Here is a 17746-nt window from a genome sequence, read left to right as displayed (position 1 = left end):
ATTTCGCGTTGTAGTCACTTGAGCCAGGGGTTCGCGCGGACGAACGGCAGGTCGGACCACCACTGGGCCAGACTCCAGATGGCGCTGGAAGCCGTTGTCGCAACGACGATGAGCACCAGCGCGTACACGATGTGGTAGTCGATGACCGGGTTGGTGGACATCGTCGCCGCGCCGGCGGAGTCGTGCTGCGCGAGCGGCCATTCGGCTGCCCACATCAGCAGCATCATCAGCGTGCCGGTGACGGCCGCGACGCGCAGGCCGATGCCGAGCACCAGCGCGACACCGATCGCGAGCAGGCCGACCATGAAGAGCGTGTCGGCCCACCAGGCGCCGGCCCAGTCGCGGAACGTCGACTGGAACGGTCCCACGTTGACGTGGCCGAGGAAACCTTTGGTGGGCGAGCCTCCGGAGAACCAGGCGTTCTTGGCGGGCGTGGCGTAGCCGAGCCCGAACGCCTTGTCGAAGAAGGCCCAGAGGAACAGCAGACCGGTCGCGATGCGCAGCACCGCGAGCGACATCGCGCCCGCGTCGGTGCGGGTTCGGACGGGCACGTGAACAGCAGACATCGTTACCTCCCAGGTGTTTCGTCCTGACTACGAGCTTCGCGTGCCGGGGGTGGCGCACCCAGGGTCCTTGGGACCGCACCGGATGAGTCTGTTGGCGGTGCACGCCACAGCAGACTCATCGCGCGGCGACCAGGTGCTGGGCGATCTTGTACGCCCACAGGTCGATCGCGTCCCAGTCGCGGTAGTCGCCCGCCATCGGACCGTTCGCCATCTTCTTGGCGAGGAAACCGACAGCGGTCTGGCCGGTGAGGCGGCCGCCGAACGTGAACGGCTGGTCCGCGCCGATGCGGGTGGCGAGTTCCTGCACCTTGCGCGGCGCCTTCTGCGCGGAGAGGTCGCTGCCGAGCGGACCGCTGTGGAACAGCCACACCGGACGCCTGGCGAGCAGATCCGCGTTCCGCTTCAACAGCTTCACCGCTTCTGGACGCCACCGGCCGGCGTAGAGCGCACTGCCGAGAACAACGGCCTTGTAGTCCGCGACAGAGCCGACGTCCGCGGCGTCGAGCACGGTCACCTCGTGCGAGGCGGCCCGAATGCGCGCCGCGATCGCCTCGGCGATCTCCTTCGTGCCGCCCATCTTGGTCGCGTATGCGACGAGAATCTCGGTCATACCAACACTTTTGCGCTGGCGATCCAGGTGGGACAGGGTCGTTGGGCTCGCCTGGGCAGGGACACCCGCTACTGAAGTCGCTCTTCGTTCCAGACGATCCTGGAAGGTGGACGAGGAGGCGATGATGCGAGTTCTGGTGGTTTACGCGAGTGCTGCCGGCTCGACGGCGGGCATCGCCGAGTGGATCACAGGCGCGCTGATGGCACGGGGGCACGAGGTGGTGTTGCGCTCGGTCGAGGAGGTGGCCGGCGTGGCGTGCTACGACGCGTTCGTGATCGGCAGCGCGGTGCACGACCAGTCCTGGTTGCCGGAGGGCGCGGACTTCCTCGCCGCGAACCGGCGCGGTCTGCGCGGCAAGCCGGTGTGGTTGTTCAGCGTCGGCTCACCGGGCGCGTTGCGGGGCCCGCTGCGCGGATGGGCGATGCTGGAGGAGGCCGACGTCCTCGCGGAGCTGCTCGGGGACGTCACCCCGGTGGAGCACCGCCTGTTCACCGGGGTGATCACGCCGGCGACGTTCGGGAAGGTCGGCGCGTTCCTGTTCCGCGCCATGGGTGGCCGGTTCGGCGATTTCCGCGACTGGGCCGAGATCGAACGGTGGAGCGCGTCGATCGCCGACGCGCTCGCCGAACTGAAGACGTGACCGCTCAGGGCAGTGTGCGGGCGACGCGGTCCGCGAGGTCCACGGTGCGGTTGGCGTAGCCCCATTCGTTGTCGTACCAGCCCATCACCTTCACGACGTGCCCCTGAACCTTGGTCAGCGACGCGTCGAACACGCACGACGCCGGGTCACCGATGATGTCCCGCGACACGACCGGATCCGTGGTGTAGCGCAGAATTCCCTTGAGATGCCTGGCTGCCGCCTCCTCGAAGGCGCGGTTCACCTGATCCGCGGTGGCCGGCTCGGTGAGCCGGACCGTCAGGTCCGTGAGCGAGCCGTCCTCGACCGGGACGCGCACGGCCAGTCCGTCGAGCTTGCCGTCCAGCGCCGGGATGACCTGTCCGATGGCCCGGGCCGCGCCGGTGGAGGTCGGGATGATGTTCACCGCCGCGGAACGCGCCCGGCGCAGGTCCTTGTGCGGCCGGTCCAGCAGCGCCTGGTCGCCGGTGTAGCTGTGGATCGTGGTCATGACGCCCTCGACGATGCCGAACGCCTCGTTCAGCACGGCCGCCATCGGGGCCGCGCAGTTGGTGGTGCATGACGCGTTCGAGATGATGTGGTGTGCGCCCGGCTCGTAGACGTCGTCGTTGACTCCCAGCACGATGGTGGCGTCGACGCCCTTGCCGGGAGCGGTGATCAGAACCTTGCGCGCACCGCGTTCGAGGTGGACGCCGGCCGTTTCCCTGGTGCGGAACCGGCCCGTGGCCTCGATGACGACGTCCACTCCGAGCCGGCCCCAGTCGAGTTCCGCCGGATCCGCCTCGGCGGTCACCAGGATGCTGTGGTCGTCGACGGTGAGGGTGTTCCCCTCCGCGGAGACGTGCCTGCGCCACGGCCCGTAGGTCGAGTCGAAGGCGAGCAGGTGCGCCAGCGTCTCCGGCGTGGTGATGTCGTTGACGGCGACGATCTCGATCGCCGTGTCGTTGCGGTCGATGGCGGCGCGCAGCACGTCCCGCCCGATTCGACCGAACCCGTTGATGCCAACGCGAACCGGCATGAGGATCTCCTACTTGGCTGGGAGGGGAAGGGGTGCGGTGCCATCGGTGCAACCGGGGCGCACCGCGCAGGCTGAACGCGTTCGACAGCAGATCGCTGCGGTGCGCCTTTCCTGAGCGGAGGCCGGCCAGGTTCAGCGGTGGGACCGCAGCAGGAGCCGGCGCTCGGCGGATCCGATCGCCGCGCGGGCCGCCGGAACGGCGTCGGGGTTCACCGAGATCGACGTGATGCCGAATTCCACGAGCTTCTCCGCGAACTCAGGCTTGTTGGACGGTGCCTGCCCGCACAGCGACGAGGTGATGCCAGCGTCGCGTGCGGCACCGACGATGCGGCTGATCATGTCGAGCACGGCCGGGTCGGACTCGTCGAACAGGTCCGCGCACAGCTCGGAGTCCCGGTCGACGCCGAGCACGAGCTGGGTGAGGTCGTTGCTGCCGATGGAAACGCCGTCGATGCCGGAGCGCGCGTACTCGGGAATCCAGTACGCCACGGACGGAACCTCGGCCATGACCCACCGGTGCAGGCCGCGCTGTCGTCCGAGGGGGCTGCGGTCGATCTGCTCCAGGCAGGCCTCCAGCTCCCACTTCGTGCGGACGAACGGGATCATCAGGTGCAGGTTCGGCGTCTGCTCGCGAACACGTGCGAGTGCCTCGAGCTCGAGGCCGAACAGCATCGGGTCGTCGACGTACCGGTAGCAGCCGCGGTAGCCGATCATCGGGTTGTGTTCGTGCTTCTCGAACTCGTCGCCGCCCTTGAGCTCGCGGAACTCGTTGGTGCGGAAGTCCATGGTGCGGTAAATGACCGGGCGCGGCGCGAACGCGTGCGTGATCTGCAGCAGTGACGTGGTCATGGCGTGGAGGAAGTCCTCGGTGCCACGCTGAGCCAGGAAGCGGCGGGGGTGTTCCGCGTCGAGTGCTTCCGTCAGCATGAACTCCGCCCGCAGCAGGCCGACGCCGTCGACGGGCATGGCGGCGACCTCGGCGGCGTGCTCGGGCAACGCGAGGTTGACGTACACGCGCGTGCCGAGGGCCTCGGTGGCGGGCACCGCCGGGGCGACGATCCGCGGCGCCGTGGTGATGGGGGCCGATCCCGCGCGGACCTCGCCCGCGCTGCCGTCCACGGTGACCTGCTGCCCCTCCTTCAACACCGAGGTGGCGGAGCCGGTGCCGACGACGCACGGCACGCGCAGTTCACGGGCCACGATCGCGGCGTGGCAGGTGATGCCGCCGCCGTCGGTGACGACCGCGGACGCCCTGCGCATCGTCGGCACCCAGTCGGGGTTGGTCATCTCGGCGACCAGCACCTCGCCGTCGCGCAGCCGTGAGCCCTCATCGGGCGAGCGCAGCACCCGGACCCGTCCGGACGCGATGCCGGGAGAGGCGGCCAGACCGGCGACCAGCGGACCGTCCGGCGTCGCGGTGGTCTCGGGCAGCGTGGTGATGGGACGTGACTGGACCAGCCAGGTCTTGCCGTCGGCGATGGCCCACTCGGTGTCCTGCGGCTCACCGTAGTGCCGCTGCACTCGCATGCCCAGTTGCCCGATCGCGACCGCCTCGGCCTCGGTGAGCACCTGCGCGTGGGACTCCTCGGTCGTGAGGTCGATCCGCTGGTCGGCTCCGTCCGGACCGCGCACGATCTTGTGCGACTTCCTGCCGACGCGAGTGTCCACGAGGGACACCGTGTCGCCGTTGCGGCGCAAGACGTACGTGTCCGGCTCGACCGAGCCGCTCACGACGACCTCGCCCAGGCCGAACGAGGCCTCGACGAGCATCCGGTCGCGGTCACCGGTCGACGGGTCGGCGGTGAACATGACACCCGACCGCTCGGAGTTCACCATCCGCTGCACGACGACGGCGATAGCGGGCTCGTCGGTGATGCCCTGCTCCGCGCGGTAGGCGACCGAGCGCGTGCCGAACAGGGAAACCCAGCAGTCCAGCAGCCTGTCGAGCAGGGCGTGCGCACCGCGCGTGTTGGTGAACGTGCTGTTCATGCCTGCGAACGACGCACCCGCGGTGTCTTCGGAGGTGGCCGAGGAACGCACGGCGACGGACTCGTCCTGGCCGAGCTCGCGGTAGGCCTTCAGCACCGCGTGCCGGACGTCGTCGGAGACGCCGGCCTTGCGCACGAGCTCCCGCATCCGCTCGGCGGACTCCGCGAGCAGTTCGGGGGAGGTCGCCCGGTCGAGCGCGATCGCGAGCTCGGTGGCGAGGTCGCCGCGGACCTGGCTCATCGAGTTCAGGAACGCCTCCGCGGTCACGACGAAGCCCGGCGGCACCGGCAGTCCCGCACGGGTGCACTCGCCGAGGTTCGCGCCCTTCCCGCCGGCGATGTCCGTGTCGTTCTTGCCGAGGGTGCTGAAGTCGCGGATGTAGCTGCTCATGGCCGCTCCTGCGGAGTGAGGACGTCGATGACGGGACGGCGGGGGGTGGCGGGCAGCGGGTCGGCGTTGAACCCGGCCCAGCCGACGCGGATCACGAGTTGCGGACAGGTGGAGCCGCCCAGGACGTGGTCGCGGACGAGCTCTCTCGTTTCCACGACCTCGAGCGGCTGGCTGAGCGGGCAGCACGCGAGCCCGGCCGAGGTCGCTTCCAGCAGGACCGCGCTCGTCGCTTCGCCCGCACGCAGGCGGGACAGCTCGTCGTCGGACGAGGTGCTCAGCACGATCAGGGATCCGGCGTCCTCGCTGAGCAGCCGGTTGTCGGTCTGCAGCAGCTCACCCGGTGAGAACTCACGCATCTGGAGGTTCCCGTACTGCCGTGAACCCGCCGGGATGTTCGCGGCCGGCACACCCGCCGAGGCACCGGGATAGACGCCGGTCCACTCACGGATCTCGGCTCGGTACTCCGGATCGGCCTGCTGCGCGGTGGCGGCGGTGGCGATCGCCATGAGCAGTTCGTCCCGTGCGCGGCCCACCACCTCCTGGGCTTCGACGCCCTCGGCGAGCGCACAGTCCACGAGCTGCCCGAGGATCTCCTGGGGCACTGCCCAGGACGAGAACGCGCGGCGATCCGTGCGCCTGCGCGGAATCGCCGAAGCGAGAGCGACGTGCGACTCGGAGGGTTCGCACGGCTGGAACTCGATCGCAGCGAGGTGGTCGGGCTCTCCGGGGTTCGGCAGCCGGTGAACGACCGCCCGCCATCCGAGTGCCGCCAGTCCCACCCGCAGGTGGTGCAACGCGGCTCCGCAACTGATGATCAGGTCGGCACCCAGGGGGTCGATCGCGGGCAACGTGCGTGTTCGATCGGCGTACAGGTGCAGACTGTGCTGACCGAGTTCCCAGCGCCACGGCTGGGAGTTGTGCACCGACGGCGCACGGCACGCCAGCGCCACCGCCGCCCGCAGCGTGTTCTCATCCGGCTGACCGCGGTTCATCCGGCTCACCTCCAGGTCTTGGTCCCTCGCTCAAACCTCGCAGTGCCGCCCGGTGGTGGTGAGGGGCCTAGGTCCTCAGCGATCCGGGACCGCTGTCCCCGCGCGGTGCCGCCTTTGGCACGTGTCCTGCTGTTTTGCGCTCGACAACGCTGAAGGGCACGTGAACGAACGGATCACCGGAGGGTGTGTCATGCGTGAACCGACTGTTTCCTCGCTGATGACGCGTGAGGTGATCAGCGCAGACGTCGAGACCTCGTTCAAGGACCTCGCGCAACTGCTGGAAGAGCACGGGATCAGCGCTGTTCCCGTGCTCGACGGGGGCTTTCCCGTGGGCGTCGTGTCCGAAGCCGACCTGCTGCCGAAGGAGGAGTTCCGCGGCGGCACCACCGAGGCACCCGGTCTGTTCGCCGGGCGCGACGCCAAGCACCGCTGGGAGCAGGCCTCCGGGCTGACCGCCAGGGACGTGATGACCAGCCCGGTCAGGAGCGTCGCGCCGGACGCCTCGGCCAGTGCCGCGGCCAGGGAGCTCGCCAGGACCGGCGTTCGCAGGCTCTTCGTGATGGACCGCGACGGCGCTCTCGTCGGCGTGTTGTCGCGCCGCGACCTGCTCAAGCTCTACCTGCGCGAGGACGACGAGCTGAGGACGACCATTCGCGAGGAGATCTTCGGCCGGACGCTGTGGGCGGACCCGGACACGATCGACATCGAAGTGGCCGACGGCGTGGTCACGTTGCAGGGAAGGCTCGAACGCCAGAGCGAGATCGACATCGCCGACCACCTCGTGCGGTCGCTGCCGGGTGTCGTCGACCTGCAGAACCGGTTGCGGCCGGCGTGGAACGACACGAACCCGCCGCGCCAGACCGAGATCTTCGGCTGAAGGAGCGCCCACATGAGAACTCGAGACGTGATGACCACTGACGTCGTGGTGGTCAGCCCTGACACAGGTGCCCGTGACGCGGCGAGGCTGCTGGCGGAGCGCGGCTTCACCGCGCTGCCGGTGGTCGATGCCGTGGGCACGTTCGTCGGTGTGGTCAGCGAGGTCGAACTGCTGCGCGACCGGCTGCCACAGGACCCTCGCTGGCTGGTGCACGGGGAACCGCCGGTGCCCCGGCACGCGCCCGGTGACCTGGTGGCCCAGGTGATGACGAAGCCGACGGTGACGGTCACGCCGAACACCGACCTCGCCGAGGTCGCCGACCTGATGCTGGAGCACGGCGTGCGCAGTGTGCCGGTCGTGCACGAGGGTCGTCTCGCCGGCATCGTGACCCGGCGCGACATGCTCCGCTCGATCAGCCGCGACGACTGGGTCATCGAGGCGGAGGTCCGCCACCGCCTCGCCGTGCTGGGCTCCGCACACCGGTGGCAGGTCGAGGTGAACCGCGGCAGAGTGTCCATCGTGGACAGGATGAACGACGCGACCGACCGGCACGTCGCCGACGTGCTGGTGCGCGCGGTCGCGGGCGTGACCGATGTGCACATCACCACACCCGAACGGATCTGACCGTGGCGAGACGATGGCGCGACCTCACCGAGGCGCAGCGCAGGACCCTGCTGACGATCGGTGTCGTGCAGGTGGCGATGGCCGGGGCGGCGTGGACCGACCTGGCGTTGCGGCCTCGCGAGTTCGTGCGCGGCCGCAAGCTCTGGTGGGCACTGGCGATCCTGGTGAACTTCGCCGGTCCTCTCGCCTACTTCCGCTGGGGGAGAAGGACATGAGCACACGAAAGGGCGCCGGGCTCACACCCGGCGCCCTTTCTGCTTCTCAGGCCTGCAGAACCACCTTGAGCGCTCCGCTGTCGCCGGCGTTCTCGAACACCTCGTACGCCTGCTCCATCTCCCCGAGCGCGAACCGGTGCGTGATGAACCGCTCCCCGTCGATCCGGCCGGCAGCAACCATGCGCAGCAGCGTCGGCGTGGACACCGTGTCCACCAGGCCCGTGGTGATGGTGACGTTGCGGATCCACAGGTTCTCCAGGTGCAGCGTCGCCGGCTTGCCGTGGACACCGACGTTGGCCACGTGTCCGCCCGGCCGCACCAGCTTCGCGCACAGCTCGAACGTCTCCGGCACGCCGACCGCCTCGATCGCCACGTCCGCGCCGAGCCCGCCCGTCAGCTCGCTGACGACCTCCTCGGCTTCCTCCGCCGTCGCGACCGTGACGTCGGCCCCGAACTGCTTGGCGGCGTCGAGGCGTGCCGGGGACAGATCGACGACGACGACGTGGCTGGGGCTGTAGAGCTGCGCGGTCTGGACCGCCGCCAGCCCGATCGGCCCGGCACCCACGATCACCACGGTGTCCGCGGGCTTCACCGTCCCGTTGAGCACACCGACCTCGTAGGCGGTGGGCAGGATGTCCGCGAGCACCACCGCGGCGGTGTCGGAGACGTCGGCGGGCAGCAGGTGCGTCGAGGTGTCCGCGAACGGCACTCGCACGTACTCGGCCTGCACGCCGTCGACGAGGTGCCCGAGGATCCAGCCTCCGCCGCCGAGGCACTGGCCGTAGCTTCCGGTGCGGCAGTACGAGCATCGCCCGCAAGCGGTGATGCACGAGATCAGGACGCGGTCACCGGGCTCGAGTCCGGTCACGGACGCACCGACCTCTTCGACCACACCGACGGCTTCGTGGCCGAGGACGCGTCCCGGTTCGACCTCGGGCACGTCGCCTTTGAGGATGTGCAGGTCGGTGCCGCAGATCGTGACCGCGGTGACGCGCACGATCGCGTCGGTCGGGTCCTTGATCCCGGGCTTCGGCACCTCCTTCCACTCGCGCTTGCCAGGACCGCCGTAGACCAGCGCCCTCATCGGTTCCTCCTCGTGACTCGTCTTCACCCCAAGGCTTCTCGCGCGGTCTCGCGGCGCGCAGAGACCGGGGTCCCGCCCGGAAGGGGACCTAGTGCCCGGCACCGACAAGCCCTGGGTCGGTGGGACGTCGTGCACGCCCGGCGCAGGCTGCTCACAGCGAAAGTCCACATCGGAGTTGGGAGCACGTCGTGAGCACGGACACCTCAGGACCAGCCGCCGCGACGCGGCCTGACCCCGGCGCCGATGCGCCGACACCGTCCAGGTTCGGGTTGCCCACCGCGATCGCGCTGGTGGTCGGCTCCGTGATCGGCACCGGCGTGTTCGGGCTGCCCGCCGCGCTCGCGCCGTTCGGTCCGGTCAGCCTGGTGGCCTTCGTGCTCGTCACGATCGGTGCCCTGGCGCTCGCTCTCGCGTTCGGCGCGCTCTCCAAGCGGATCGCTGGTTCCGGTGGCCCCTACGTCTATGCGCGCGATGCCTTCGGTGAGTTCGCCGGGTTCCTCAACGCCTGGTGTTACTGGATCACCGCCTGGGCGGGCAACGCCGCGATCGTCGTCGCGCTGGTCGGCTACGTCGAGGTGTTCGTGAACACGGAGCACGAGGTCGGCTGGTCCATCGTGATCGCTCTGGTGGGTCTGTGGATCCCGGCGCTGGTGAACCTGTCCGGCCTGCGGAACATGGCGGTGACGCAGATCCTGTTCACCGTGCTGAAGATCGTGCCGCTGCTGTTCATGGCGACCGTCGGCGTGTTCTTCGTGAAGTCGGCGAACTTCGGCGCGTTCAACGCGAGCGGCACCTCGATCTGGGGCGCCATCTCGGCTGCCGCGGCCATCGCGCTGTTCAGCTACATCGGCATCGAGACCGCGTCGGTCGCCGCCGGCCGCGTCCGTGACCCCGAGCGCAACGTCGGCCGCGCCACCGTCCTCGGCACTATCGGCTGCGCTGTCATCTACATCCTCGGCACGCTCACCGTCTTCGGCACCGTGCCGAACGCGGCTCTGCGCGATACGAAGGCGCCGTTCACCGACGCCGCCAACGCCATCTTCGGCGGCCAGTGGGCAGGGCAGGCCATCGCGATCGCCGCTGTCGTCTCCGGTCTCGGCTGCCTCATCGGCTGGACCCTGATCATCGGCGAGATGCCCATGGCGGCCGCGAAGGACAACCTGTTCCCGAAGGCGTTCCTGCGCACCCGAGGCGACATCCCGAGCTTCGGCATCATCAGCTCGACCGTCCTCGCCTCGGCCCTGGTGGTCGTCAGCTACACCAACTTCGAGCAGGTCTTCACGACGCTCGTGCTGCTGTCGGTGTTCACCGCGGTCGTGCCGTACCTGTTCAGCGCGGCCGCCCAGCTGTTCTGGCTGCTGGTCCGCGGACGCAAGGCCGAGTGGCCGCACCTCCTGCGTGACGGCATCATCTCGGTGCTCGCCCTGGTCTTCTCCTTCTGGGCCCTGGCCGGCAGCGGTTACCAGGCCGTCTACTACGGCGCCGTGTGCCTGCTGCTCGGCGTGCCGCTCTACATCTGGCTCAAGGCCGGCCGCGGTGAGTACGGCGAGGTGAAGTCATGACCCTCGGCGTCCACTCCGAGGTCGGCACGCTGCGCCAGGTCGTCGTGCACCGGCCCGGCCTGGAGCTGTCCCGCCTCACCCCGCGCAACTGCGACGAGCTGCTCTTCGACGACGTGCTGTGGGCCTCGAAGGCTCGTGAGGAACACGACCACTTCGCCGATGTCCTGCGCACTCGCGGCATCACCGTGCACCACACCGGAACGCTGCTGGCGGAGACCCTGGCACTGCCGGAAGCCCGCGCGTTCGTCCTCGACCGCGTCTGCACCCCGGAGCTGCTCGGCCCCACGCTGTCCGCCCCGGTGCGCGAGTTCGCGGAGAAGGTCGACGCGCCACAGCTCGCCGAACTGCTCATCGGTGGGGTCACCCGCGCCGACCTGTCACCCCTCGGCGTGCACAGCCTGCGGTGGAGCTCGCTCGGCCTCGACGACTTCGTCCTTCCGCCGCTGCCCAACACGTTGTTCCCGCGCGACAGCTCGGCGTGGATCTACGGCGGCGTGACGATCAACCCCATGGCCAAGCCCGCCCGCCGCCGCGAATCCCTGCACTGCCAGGCCGTCTACCGCTTCCACCCGCTGTTCGCCGACGTCACCTTCCCGACCTACTACGGTGCCGACGACGCCAACCACCAGCCCGCGACGCTGGAAGGCGGCGACATCCTCGTCCTCGGCCGCGGCACCGTGCTGATCGGCATGGGGGAGCGGACCACCCCGATGGGCGTGGAAATCCTGGCACGCGAACTGTTCCGCACCGGCCAGGCGAAGTCCGTGATCGCCGTCCAGTTGCCGCGCTCGCACGCGCTCATGCACCTCGACACGGTCATGACGATGCTCGACCCGGCCACCTTCATCCGGTACCCGGAACTCGACCCGGCTCAGCTGCGCACGTGGCTGATCACCCCGGCGGACCCGATCGAGGTGGTCGAGCACGCCTCCGCCGGACTGCGGGTCGAGGAACGCGACTCGGTGTTCGCGACGATCGCCGACCAGCTCGGCCTCGACCGCCTCCGCGTGCTGAGCGCGGCCGAGGACGCGCGCGCCGCTGAACGTGAACAGTGGGACGACGCCAACAACTTCCTCGCCCTCGCACCCGGCGTCGTCGTCGGCTACGAGCGCAACACCGTCACCAACACCATGCTCGCCGACCACGGCATCGAGGTCATCGCCATCCCCGGCAACGAATTCGGCCGCGGCCGGGGCGGTGCCCGCTGCATGACCTGTCCGATCCAGCGCGACGGCATCTGAAAGGACCTCCCGATGCGACACCCAGGCTCTCTTCTCAAGGAACTCGACCTCACCAAGGACAGGTTCCTCGACCTCGTCTCCCAGGCTCGGGGTCTCAAGCGGGCCAAAGCGTCCGGCACCGAACAGCCACTGCTCACCGGCAAGAACATCGCCCTGGTCTTCGAGAAGAGCTCCACCCGCACCCGGTGCGCGTTCGAAGTCGCGGCCCACGACCAGGGCGCCCACGTCACCTACCTGGACCCGACCGGTTCCCACATGGGCCGCGAGGAGTCCATTCCGGACACGGCGAAGGTTCTCGGCCGCATGTTCGACGGCATCGAGTTCCGCGGCTTCGCCCAGGAGACCGTCGAGGAGCTAGCCGACCACGCCGGCGTCCCCGTCTGGAACGGCCTCACCGACTCCTGGCACCCGACCCAGATGCTCGCCGACGTCCTCACCATGGTCGAGAACCACCCCGGCCCGGTCGAGGAGATCGGCTTCGCCTTCGTCGGCGACGGCCACAACAACGTCGCCCGCTCCCTGCTGATCACGGGCGCCCTGCTCGGCATGGACGTCCGCATCGCCGCCCCCACCACGCTGCAGCCACCCGCCGACGTGATCGACAAGGCGCACGAGCTCGCCATCGCGACCGGCGCCCGCGTCCTCGTCACCGACAACCCGGACGAGGCCGTCCGCGGCGTCGACTTCGTCTACACCGACGTCTGGGTGAGCATGGGCGACTCCCCGGAGGTCTGGGAAAGCCGCGTCGAGTTGCTGACGCCCTACCGCGTCACCGCCGAACTGATGAAGGCCACGGGCAACCCGAACACGAAGTTCCTGCACTGCCTGCCGTCCATCCACGACCGCACCACGACCGTTGGCCGCCGAGTCCACGACCAGTACGGCCTCGACGGCGCCGAGGTCAGCGACGAGGTGTTCTCCTCACCCGCGTCCGTCGTCTTCGACCAGGCCGAGAACCGCCTGCACACCATCAAGGCGGTCATGATCTCCGGATTGGCCTCCTGATGCGCATCGTCGTCGCTCTCGGAGGCAACGCCCTGCTCGTGCGCGGCGAACGCGCGGACGCGGCCGTCCAGCTCCACCACGTCGAGGCAGCGGCGCGCGCCCTCGCACCACTGGCCGCCGACCACGACCTCGTCATCTGCCACGGCAACGGCCCACAGATCGGCCTGCTCGCGCTGGAGAGCGAGGCCGACCCGGCGCTGAGCCGTCCGTACCCGCTCGACACCCTCGGCGCCGAGACACAGGGCATGATCGGCTACTGGCTGGCCCAGTCGCTGCGCAACGCGGGAGTCCGCAAACCCGTTCTCGCCGTGGTGACCCAGACCGTCGTCGACCCGGCCGACCCGGCGTTCTCCGCACCGACCAAGTTCATCGGCCCGATCTACGACCGCGACCGGGCGACCCGTTTGGCCGAGCAGAACGGCTGGACCATCGCACCGGACGGCCCGCACTGGCGCCGCGTGGTGCCGTCGCCCGAACCCCTGCGGCTGGTCGAACAGGACTCCATCGAGCAGCTGGTGAGCGACGGAACGGTCGTGGTCTGCGCCGGAGGAGGAGGCGCGCCGATCGTGGACACGGGCAAGCTCGTCGGCGTCGAGGCCGTGGTGGACAAGGACCTCACGTCCGCGGCACTCGCGATCGCCCTGAAAGCCGACCGCCTGCTCCTGCTGACCGACGTGCCCGCCGTGATGACCGACTTCGGCCTGCCGGACGCCGAACCGTTGCACCACCTCGACTTGGACGAACTCGAACACCTGACGTTCCCCGCCGGCTCGATGGGCCCGAAGATCGAGGCGTGCCGCCGTTTCGTCGAGGCGACCGGGTCCACGGCGGCGATCGGCGCGCTCGCCGACGCCGAAGCGATCCTGCGCGGCGAGGCCGGGACGACCGTGGGTGCGCGCGTCACCGAGGCCCCACCGCGAATGACCCCGCAGGGGCGGATCCTTCGGCCGTGACTTCTCTCTGCGCTCGTGCCGGGAGTGGTCGTGTGCTGGTGGGTTGTCAGGTGCTCGACCTGACGTGATCACGCAACTGGAGGAGGACCTCTACCTGGCACTCGCCTGACCGAGCAGACACACGGGCGGCAGGAGGAACCACCGCAACGCCTCGAAGTCCTCGGACAGCCCGGTGGGCCCGTCGTCGACCAGGTCCGCGCGTTCGGCGAGCAGACACCGGGCATCGTCCAGTTGTGAGGCCAGGACACCGTCGTCGGCCCGCGGCGCGGTGGCGGCCGCGGAGGTGTTCACCACCGCGCGCAGATCCGGCAGTTCCAGCGGGACAGCGGCTTTGGCGCGGTGCTGCCACAGTCCGGTGTGCGGGTCGAAGAAGTAGTCGGTCAGCAGCCGGTGGCCGTACCGGGCGATGAGCCGCACGGCCTCGACGAGGTAGTCGCGGACGGCGTCGGTGATGAAGTAGTTGAAGTTGAGCCGCACCCAGCCGGGCTTGACGCCTTCGCAGCCGATGGCGACCTCGTGGTCGTAGCCGTGCGAGTGCGCGGTGTCGATGGCGAGCAGCCGGTGTCCGTACGGTCCGGCGCACGAGCACCCGCCGCGGGACTGGATGCCGAACAGGTCGTTGAGCACGGCGACGACGAAGTTGTGGTGCAGGAACCGTTCGCCGTGGCGGAGGCGGAAGGACACGATGGACAGCCGGGCGGCGTCGTGGTGGCCGAGGATCTCGATGCCGGGCTCGTCCTCCCAAGCCGCGAGGGCGTGCCGCCACAGGCGTTCTTCGCGGGCCTGGATCAGCCTGGTGCCGACGGCGTCCTTGAGCGCGAACACCAGACCGGCCCGGATGGACTCGACGATGGCGGGTGTACCGCCCTCCTCGCGGGCCACCGGGTCGTCGAGGTAGCGGTGGCCGTCCGGGCGGACGAACGCCACCGTGCCGCCGCCCGGCACCGTCGGCACCGCGTTGGTGACCAGCTCGCGGCGGACCACGAGCACGCCGGGCGTCTGCGGTCCGCCGACGAACTTGTGCGGTGACAGGAAGATCGCGTCTTTGTGGTCGCCGCGACCGGGCGCGCTCTCCCGCACGCGGATGGGCACGTACGGGGCTGCGGCCGCGTAGTCCCAGAACGACAGCGCGCCGTGGTCGTGCAACAGCGCGGCGATGCTGTCGGCGTTGGTGAGCACACCGGTGACGTTGGAGGCGGCGGAGAAGCTGCCGATCCGCAGCGGGCGGCAGGAGTACCGCACCAGCTGCCTGCGCAGTTCGGCGACGTCGATGTGGCCGCGGGCGTCCTCGCCGATGACGACGACGTCCGCGATCGACTCGCGCCACGGCAGTTCGTTGGAGTGGTGCTCGTACGGACCGACGAACACCACCGGGCGCTGGTCCGGCGGAATCCGGTCCCGCAACGAGTACTTGTCGCTCAACCCCGCCGGAAGCCGGATCTCGAGAATCCCGATGAGCTTGTTGATCGCAGCGGTCGCACCCGAGCCGCAGAAGATCACGAGGTCGTCCTCCGTGCCACCGACCGAATCACGGATGAGCCGCCGGGCCTGCTCGCGCAGCCTCGTCGTGTACAGCCCCGTGCCGGAGCTCTCCGTGTGGGTGTTGGCGTAGCGGGGGAGGACGTGCGCGCGGATGAAGTCCTCCACGAAGTCCAGCGCCCGGCCCGACGCGGTGTAGTCCGCGTAGATGATCCTGCGCGGACCGTAAGGCCCGTCGAGAACTTCGCCGTCACCGATGAGGCCGCTGCGGATGCGGTCCAGCAGCGGCGAGGCCGGAGCGTCGAGAACGTGGCTCGTCACTGGTTCATCGTGAGTCCGTGGACCGCCCGCGGACGCGGTCCACGGGCCCGCGTGCGCGGGGACGAAGGCCCCTGGGGACCGGCCGCGCCGGACCGAAGACTGGTGACATGACCAGGCGAATCGTGATCCTCGGCGGCGGCACCGGCGGCACCCTCGCGGCCAACAGGCTCCAGCGCGCCCTGGCGGGGGAGTGCGAGATCACCGTCGTCGACCGCGACGACGACCACGTCTATCAGCCTGGTCTGTTGTTCGTGCCGTTCGGGCTCGCACACCAGGAGGATCTCGTCCGTTCGCGGGGTCGGCAGCTGCACGACGGCATCGCCTACCGCGACTGCGGCGTCGACCACGTCGACGTGGAGGCGAACAAGGTCCACCTCACCGGGGGTGCCGAGCTCGACTACGACGTCCTGGTCGTCGCGACCGGTGCCCGGCTGGTGCCGGAGGAGACCGAGGGCCTGACCGGTGCCGGCTGGATGTCGAAGGTGTTCAGCTTCTACGACCTGAAGGGCGCGACCGCGCTTGCCCGCGCGCTGCGGGACTTCGAGGGCGGCCGGGTGGTCGTCAACGTCGTGGACATGCCGATCAAGTGCCCGGTGGCACCGCTGGAGTTCTGCTTCCTGGCCGACTGGTACTTCCAGGAACGCGGCATCCGCGACCAGGTCCGGCTGACCTACGTCACGCCCCTGGACGGGGCGTTCACCAAACCTGTCGCCTCCCGCGCCCTCGCCAGGATGCTGCAGGAGAAGGGCATCGAGCTGGTGACGGAGTTCAACACCGGTGAGGTCGACGGTGCGGCGGGAAAGCTGATCTCGTTCGACGAGCGGGAGGTCGAGTTCGACCTGGCCGTCGTCGTGCCCGCGCACGGAGGAGCCGAATGCGTCGAGCGTTCCCGGGGGCTCGGTGACGCGCTCGGTTTCGTGCCCACCGACGAGCACACGCTGCAGTCGAAGGTCAGGGACAACGTCTTCGTCATCGGCGACGCCGCGGCGATCCCGGTGTCGAAGGCGGGTTCGGTGACCCACTTCGAGGGAGAAGTGCTGGTGCGCAACGTGGTGCGGTACCTCGCGGGAGGAGAGCTCGACGCGAGTTTCGACGGCCACACCAACTGCTTCATCGAGAGCGGCTTCGGCAAGGCGGTGCTGATCGACTTCAACTACGACACCGAGCCGTTGCCCGGGCACTACCCGTCCGCGGTCGGACTGCCGTTGCTCAAGGAGTCCCGGCTCAACCACCTCGGCAAGCTGATGTTCGGCTGGCTGTACTGGCACAGCCTCCTGCCCGGCAGGGACCTGCCCGGCGTGTCCACCGCGATGCCCTTGGCGGGCAAGCGATTCGAACTCCGGTGAGGAGCAACCTGGATGTCCAGCAAGGTGTACGCGGGAACCGAGGTCTCGGTGAACGACGAAGGCTTCTTCACCGACCCCAGGCAGTGGCGTGAGGACATGGCGGCCGAGATCGCGCACGAGGCCGGCGTGGGCGACCTGACCGGCCGGCACTGGCAGGTCATCAACTTCATGCGCACGGAGTTCGCGCAGAAGGGCACCGGTCCCACCGTTCGCGCGCTGGGCAAGTCCTCCGGCGTCAGCGTCAAGGAGCTCTACCAGCTCTTCCCGAAGGGACCGGCCAAGCTCGCGGCCCGCATCGCCGGCATCCCGAAGCCGCGTGGCTGCATCTGATCGCAGAGAGGACCGTTCGTGATGCAGGACAAGATCGAGAAGGTGTCCATCATCGTCTCCAAGGGCTCCCTGGAAGGCATCTACCCCGCGCTGATCATGGCCAACGGCGCCCGCGCGGAAGGCATCGAGGCAGACCTGTTCTTCACGTTCTTCGGGCTCGACGCCGTGCACAAGGCCAGGCACGAGCACATCAAGCTCGCCACGGTCGGCAATCCCGGCCTGCACCTCGCGACGTGGGCGGGCGGCCTGCCCGGCATGTCCGCGGTGATGACGCACTACCTGTCGCGCAAGATGGACGGGCTGGACATTCCGCCGATCCCCGAGTTCATCGAGATGATCGCGGACACCGGAGCAGGCCTGTACGCGTGCCAGGCGTCCGTGGACCTGTTCGGACTGTCCAAAGAGGATTTCATCGACCAGGTTCAGGAAGTGATCACGGTCGGCGAGTTCTACGAGCGCGCGGCGGGTGGCCAGATCATCTTCACGTGACCGAGCAGGCTCGGCGGA

18 protein-coding genes are annotated in these 17746 nt (G+C 69.3%); 11 read left to right on the top strand and 7 right to left on the bottom strand.

Features of this window, described 5'->3' with window-relative positions; all coding sequences use genetic code 11:
- Window positions 1–14 precede the first annotated feature (14 nt).
- Entirely contained in the window at window positions 15–566 is a 552-nt protein-coding gene (locus AOM45_RS39985) for a DoxX family membrane protein (protein ID WP_030469865.1), read from the bottom strand.
- A gap of 115 nt (window positions 567–681) precedes the next feature.
- Complete coding sequence (locus AOM45_RS39980) at window positions 682–1176, bottom strand: flavodoxin domain-containing protein (RefSeq protein WP_030469866.1); 495 nt, start codon at window positions 1174–1176, stop codon at window positions 682–684.
- Window positions 1177–1300: 124 nt separating this feature from the next.
- Between AOM45_RS39980 and AOM45_RS39975 the strand changes: the two genes are divergently transcribed.
- Window positions 1301–1816 (top strand): flavodoxin domain-containing protein, encoded by a 516-nt coding sequence (locus AOM45_RS39975; protein ID WP_030469867.1) that lies wholly within the window; start codon window positions 1301–1303, stop codon window positions 1814–1816.
- A gap of 4 nt (window positions 1817–1820) precedes the next feature.
- Here the strand turns inward: AOM45_RS39975 and gap are convergent, their stop codons facing one another.
- The 3 genes from gap to AOM45_RS39960 form a co-directional block, all read right to left on the bottom strand.
- Window positions 1821–2831, bottom strand: a complete 1011-nt coding sequence (gene gap / locus AOM45_RS39970; protein WP_030469868.1) for a type I glyceraldehyde-3-phosphate dehydrogenase — start codon at window positions 2829–2831, stop codon at window positions 1821–1823.
- A 132-nt stretch (window positions 2832–2963) separates the two neighbouring features.
- Window positions 2964–5210, bottom strand: coding sequence for a phosphoenolpyruvate synthase (gene ppsA / locus AOM45_RS39965; protein ID WP_030469869.1), 2247 nt, complete (start codon window positions 5208–5210; stop codon window positions 2964–2966).
- Window positions 5207–6202 carry an Acg family FMN-binding oxidoreductase gene (locus AOM45_RS39960; protein ID WP_030469870.1) on the bottom strand — a complete coding sequence of 332 codons (996 nt, stop codon included), beginning with the start codon at window positions 6200–6202 and terminating at the stop codon, window positions 5207–5209. The genes ppsA and AOM45_RS39960 overlap by 4 nt, the downstream gene beginning before the upstream one ends.
- Window positions 6203–6392: 190 nt before the next feature.
- On the opposite strand from AOM45_RS39960, the gene AOM45_RS39955 reads away from it, so the two are divergent.
- The 3 genes from AOM45_RS39955 to AOM45_RS51395 are packed head-to-tail and all read left to right on the top strand — an operon-like array spanning window position 6393 to window position 7918.
- Window positions 6393–7079 (top strand): CBS domain-containing protein, encoded by a 687-nt coding sequence (locus AOM45_RS39955; RefSeq protein ID WP_030469871.1) that lies wholly within the window; start codon window positions 6393–6395, stop codon window positions 7077–7079.
- 12 nt (window positions 7080–7091) lie between these two features.
- Complete coding sequence (locus tag AOM45_RS39950) at window positions 7092–7703, top strand: CBS domain-containing protein (protein WP_030469872.1); 612 nt, start codon at window positions 7092–7094, stop codon at window positions 7701–7703.
- A 2-nt stretch (window positions 7704–7705) separates the two neighbouring features.
- Window positions 7706–7918, top strand: coding sequence for a PLDc N-terminal domain-containing protein (locus AOM45_RS51395; RefSeq protein WP_051784057.1), 213 nt, complete (start codon window positions 7706–7708; stop codon window positions 7916–7918).
- Between the two features lie 46 nt (window positions 7919–7964).
- On the opposite strand, the gene AOM45_RS39940 is transcribed toward AOM45_RS51395, so the two are convergent.
- Window positions 7965–9002: a zinc-dependent alcohol dehydrogenase family protein gene (locus AOM45_RS39940; RefSeq protein WP_030469874.1), complete on the bottom strand. Its 1038-nt coding sequence runs from the start codon at window positions 9000–9002 to the stop codon at window positions 7965–7967.
- Between the two features lie 188 nt (window positions 9003–9190).
- Between AOM45_RS39940 and AOM45_RS39935 the strand changes: the two genes are divergently transcribed.
- The 4 genes from AOM45_RS39935 to AOM45_RS39920 are packed head-to-tail and all read left to right on the top strand — an operon-like array spanning window position 9191 to window position 13763.
- Window positions 9191–10564 carry an APC family permease gene (locus AOM45_RS39935; protein ID WP_030469875.1) on the top strand — a complete coding sequence of 458 codons (1374 nt, stop codon included), beginning with the start codon at window positions 9191–9193 and terminating at the stop codon, window positions 10562–10564.
- The gene (locus AOM45_RS51390; RefSeq protein WP_030469876.1) at window positions 10561–11805 is read left to right on the top strand and encodes an arginine deiminase; all 1245 of its coding nucleotides are present in this window, start codon (window positions 10561–10563) and stop codon (window positions 11803–11805) included. The genes AOM45_RS39935 and AOM45_RS51390 overlap by 4 nt, the downstream gene beginning before the upstream one ends.
- Before the next feature lie 12 nt (window positions 11806–11817).
- A complete protein-coding gene (gene argF / locus AOM45_RS51385) occupies window positions 11818–12810 on the top strand; it encodes an ornithine carbamoyltransferase (RefSeq protein WP_030469877.1) in 993 nt (330 codons plus the stop codon).
- Window positions 12810–13763 carry a carbamate kinase gene (locus AOM45_RS39920; RefSeq protein ID WP_030469878.1) on the top strand — a complete coding sequence of 318 codons (954 nt, stop codon included), beginning with the start codon at window positions 12810–12812 and terminating at the stop codon, window positions 13761–13763. Before argF ends, AOM45_RS39920 begins: the two co-directional genes overlap by 1 nt.
- A 90-nt stretch (window positions 13764–13853) precedes the next feature.
- Here the strand turns inward: AOM45_RS39920 and AOM45_RS39915 are convergent, their stop codons facing one another.
- The gene (locus tag AOM45_RS39915) at window positions 13854–15563 is read right to left on the bottom strand and encodes an aminotransferase class V-fold PLP-dependent enzyme (protein WP_030469879.1); all 1710 of its coding nucleotides are present in this window, start codon (window positions 15561–15563) and stop codon (window positions 13854–13856) included.
- A 107-nt stretch (window positions 15564–15670) separates the two neighbouring features.
- Here AOM45_RS39915 and sqr point away from each other — a divergent pair, with 107 nt between their 5' ends.
- From sqr to AOM45_RS39900, 3 genes are read left to right on the top strand one after another with little or no spacing between them, the layout of a single operon-like run.
- Window positions 15671–16909: a type III sulfide quinone reductase, selenoprotein subtype gene (sqr, locus tag AOM45_RS39910; protein WP_030469880.1), complete on the top strand. Its 1239-nt coding sequence runs from the start codon at window positions 15671–15673 to the stop codon at window positions 16907–16909.
- Window positions 16910–16921: 12 nt separating this feature from the next.
- Complete coding sequence (locus tag AOM45_RS39905) at window positions 16922–17239, top strand: TusE/DsrC/DsvC family sulfur relay protein (protein WP_030469881.1); 318 nt, start codon at window positions 16922–16924, stop codon at window positions 17237–17239.
- 21 nt (window positions 17240–17260) lie between these two features.
- On the top strand, window positions 17261–17728 hold the full coding sequence (locus AOM45_RS39900; protein ID WP_030469882.1) for a DsrE/DsrF/DrsH-like family protein: 468 nt from the start codon (window positions 17261–17263) through the stop codon (window positions 17726–17728).
- Window positions 17729–17746 lie beyond the last annotated feature (18 nt).

This window comes from Lentzea aerocolonigenes (assembly GCF_000974445.1).
Classification (GTDB): domain Bacteria; phylum Actinomycetota; class Actinomycetes; order Mycobacteriales; family Pseudonocardiaceae; genus Lentzea; species Lentzea aerocolonigenes.
The sequence above is the reverse complement of the archived record's forward strand: the minus strand, read 5'-3'. Positions and strand labels throughout refer to the sequence as shown.

Coding starts and splice junctions, on each gene's coding strand:
- sqr (WP_030469880.1), top strand. CDS start 15,671: ATGACCAGGCGAATCGTGATCCTCGGCGGCGGCACCGGCGGCACCCTC.
- AOM45_RS39985 (WP_030469865.1), bottom strand. CDS start 566: ATGTCTGCTGTTCACGTGCCCGTCCGAACCCGCACCGACGCGGGCGCG.
- AOM45_RS39955 (WP_030469871.1), top strand. CDS start 6,393: ATGCGTGAACCGACTGTTTCCTCGCTGATGACGCGTGAGGTGATCAGC.
- AOM45_RS39905 (WP_030469881.1), top strand. CDS start 16,922: ATGTCCAGCAAGGTGTACGCGGGAACCGAGGTCTCGGTGAACGACGAA.
- AOM45_RS39980 (WP_030469866.1), bottom strand. CDS start 1,176: ATGACCGAGATTCTCGTCGCATACGCGACCAAGATGGGCGGCACGAAG.
- AOM45_RS39950 (WP_030469872.1), top strand. CDS start 7,092: ATGAGAACTCGAGACGTGATGACCACTGACGTCGTGGTGGTCAGCCCT.
- argF (WP_030469877.1), top strand. CDS start 11,818: ATGCGACACCCAGGCTCTCTTCTCAAGGAACTCGACCTCACCAAGGAC.
- AOM45_RS39960 (WP_030469870.1), bottom strand. CDS start 6,202: ATGAACCGCGGTCAGCCGGATGAGAACACGCTGCGGGCGGCGGTGGCG.
- gap (WP_030469868.1), bottom strand. CDS start 2,831: ATGCCGGTTCGCGTTGGCATCAACGGGTTCGGTCGAATCGGGCGGGAC.
- AOM45_RS39975 (WP_030469867.1), top strand. CDS start 1,301: ATGCGAGTTCTGGTGGTTTACGCGAGTGCTGCCGGCTCGACGGCGGGC.
- AOM45_RS39900 (WP_030469882.1), top strand. CDS start 17,261: ATGCAGGACAAGATCGAGAAGGTGTCCATCATCGTCTCCAAGGGCTCC.
- AOM45_RS39940 (WP_030469874.1), bottom strand. CDS start 9,002: ATGAGGGCGCTGGTCTACGGCGGTCCTGGCAAGCGCGAGTGGAAGGAG.
- ppsA (WP_030469869.1), bottom strand. CDS start 5,210: ATGAGCAGCTACATCCGCGACTTCAGCACCCTCGGCAAGAACGACACG.
- AOM45_RS39920 (WP_030469878.1), top strand. CDS start 12,810: ATGCGCATCGTCGTCGCTCTCGGAGGCAACGCCCTGCTCGTGCGCGGC.
- AOM45_RS51390 (WP_030469876.1), top strand. CDS start 10,561: ATGACCCTCGGCGTCCACTCCGAGGTCGGCACGCTGCGCCAGGTCGTC.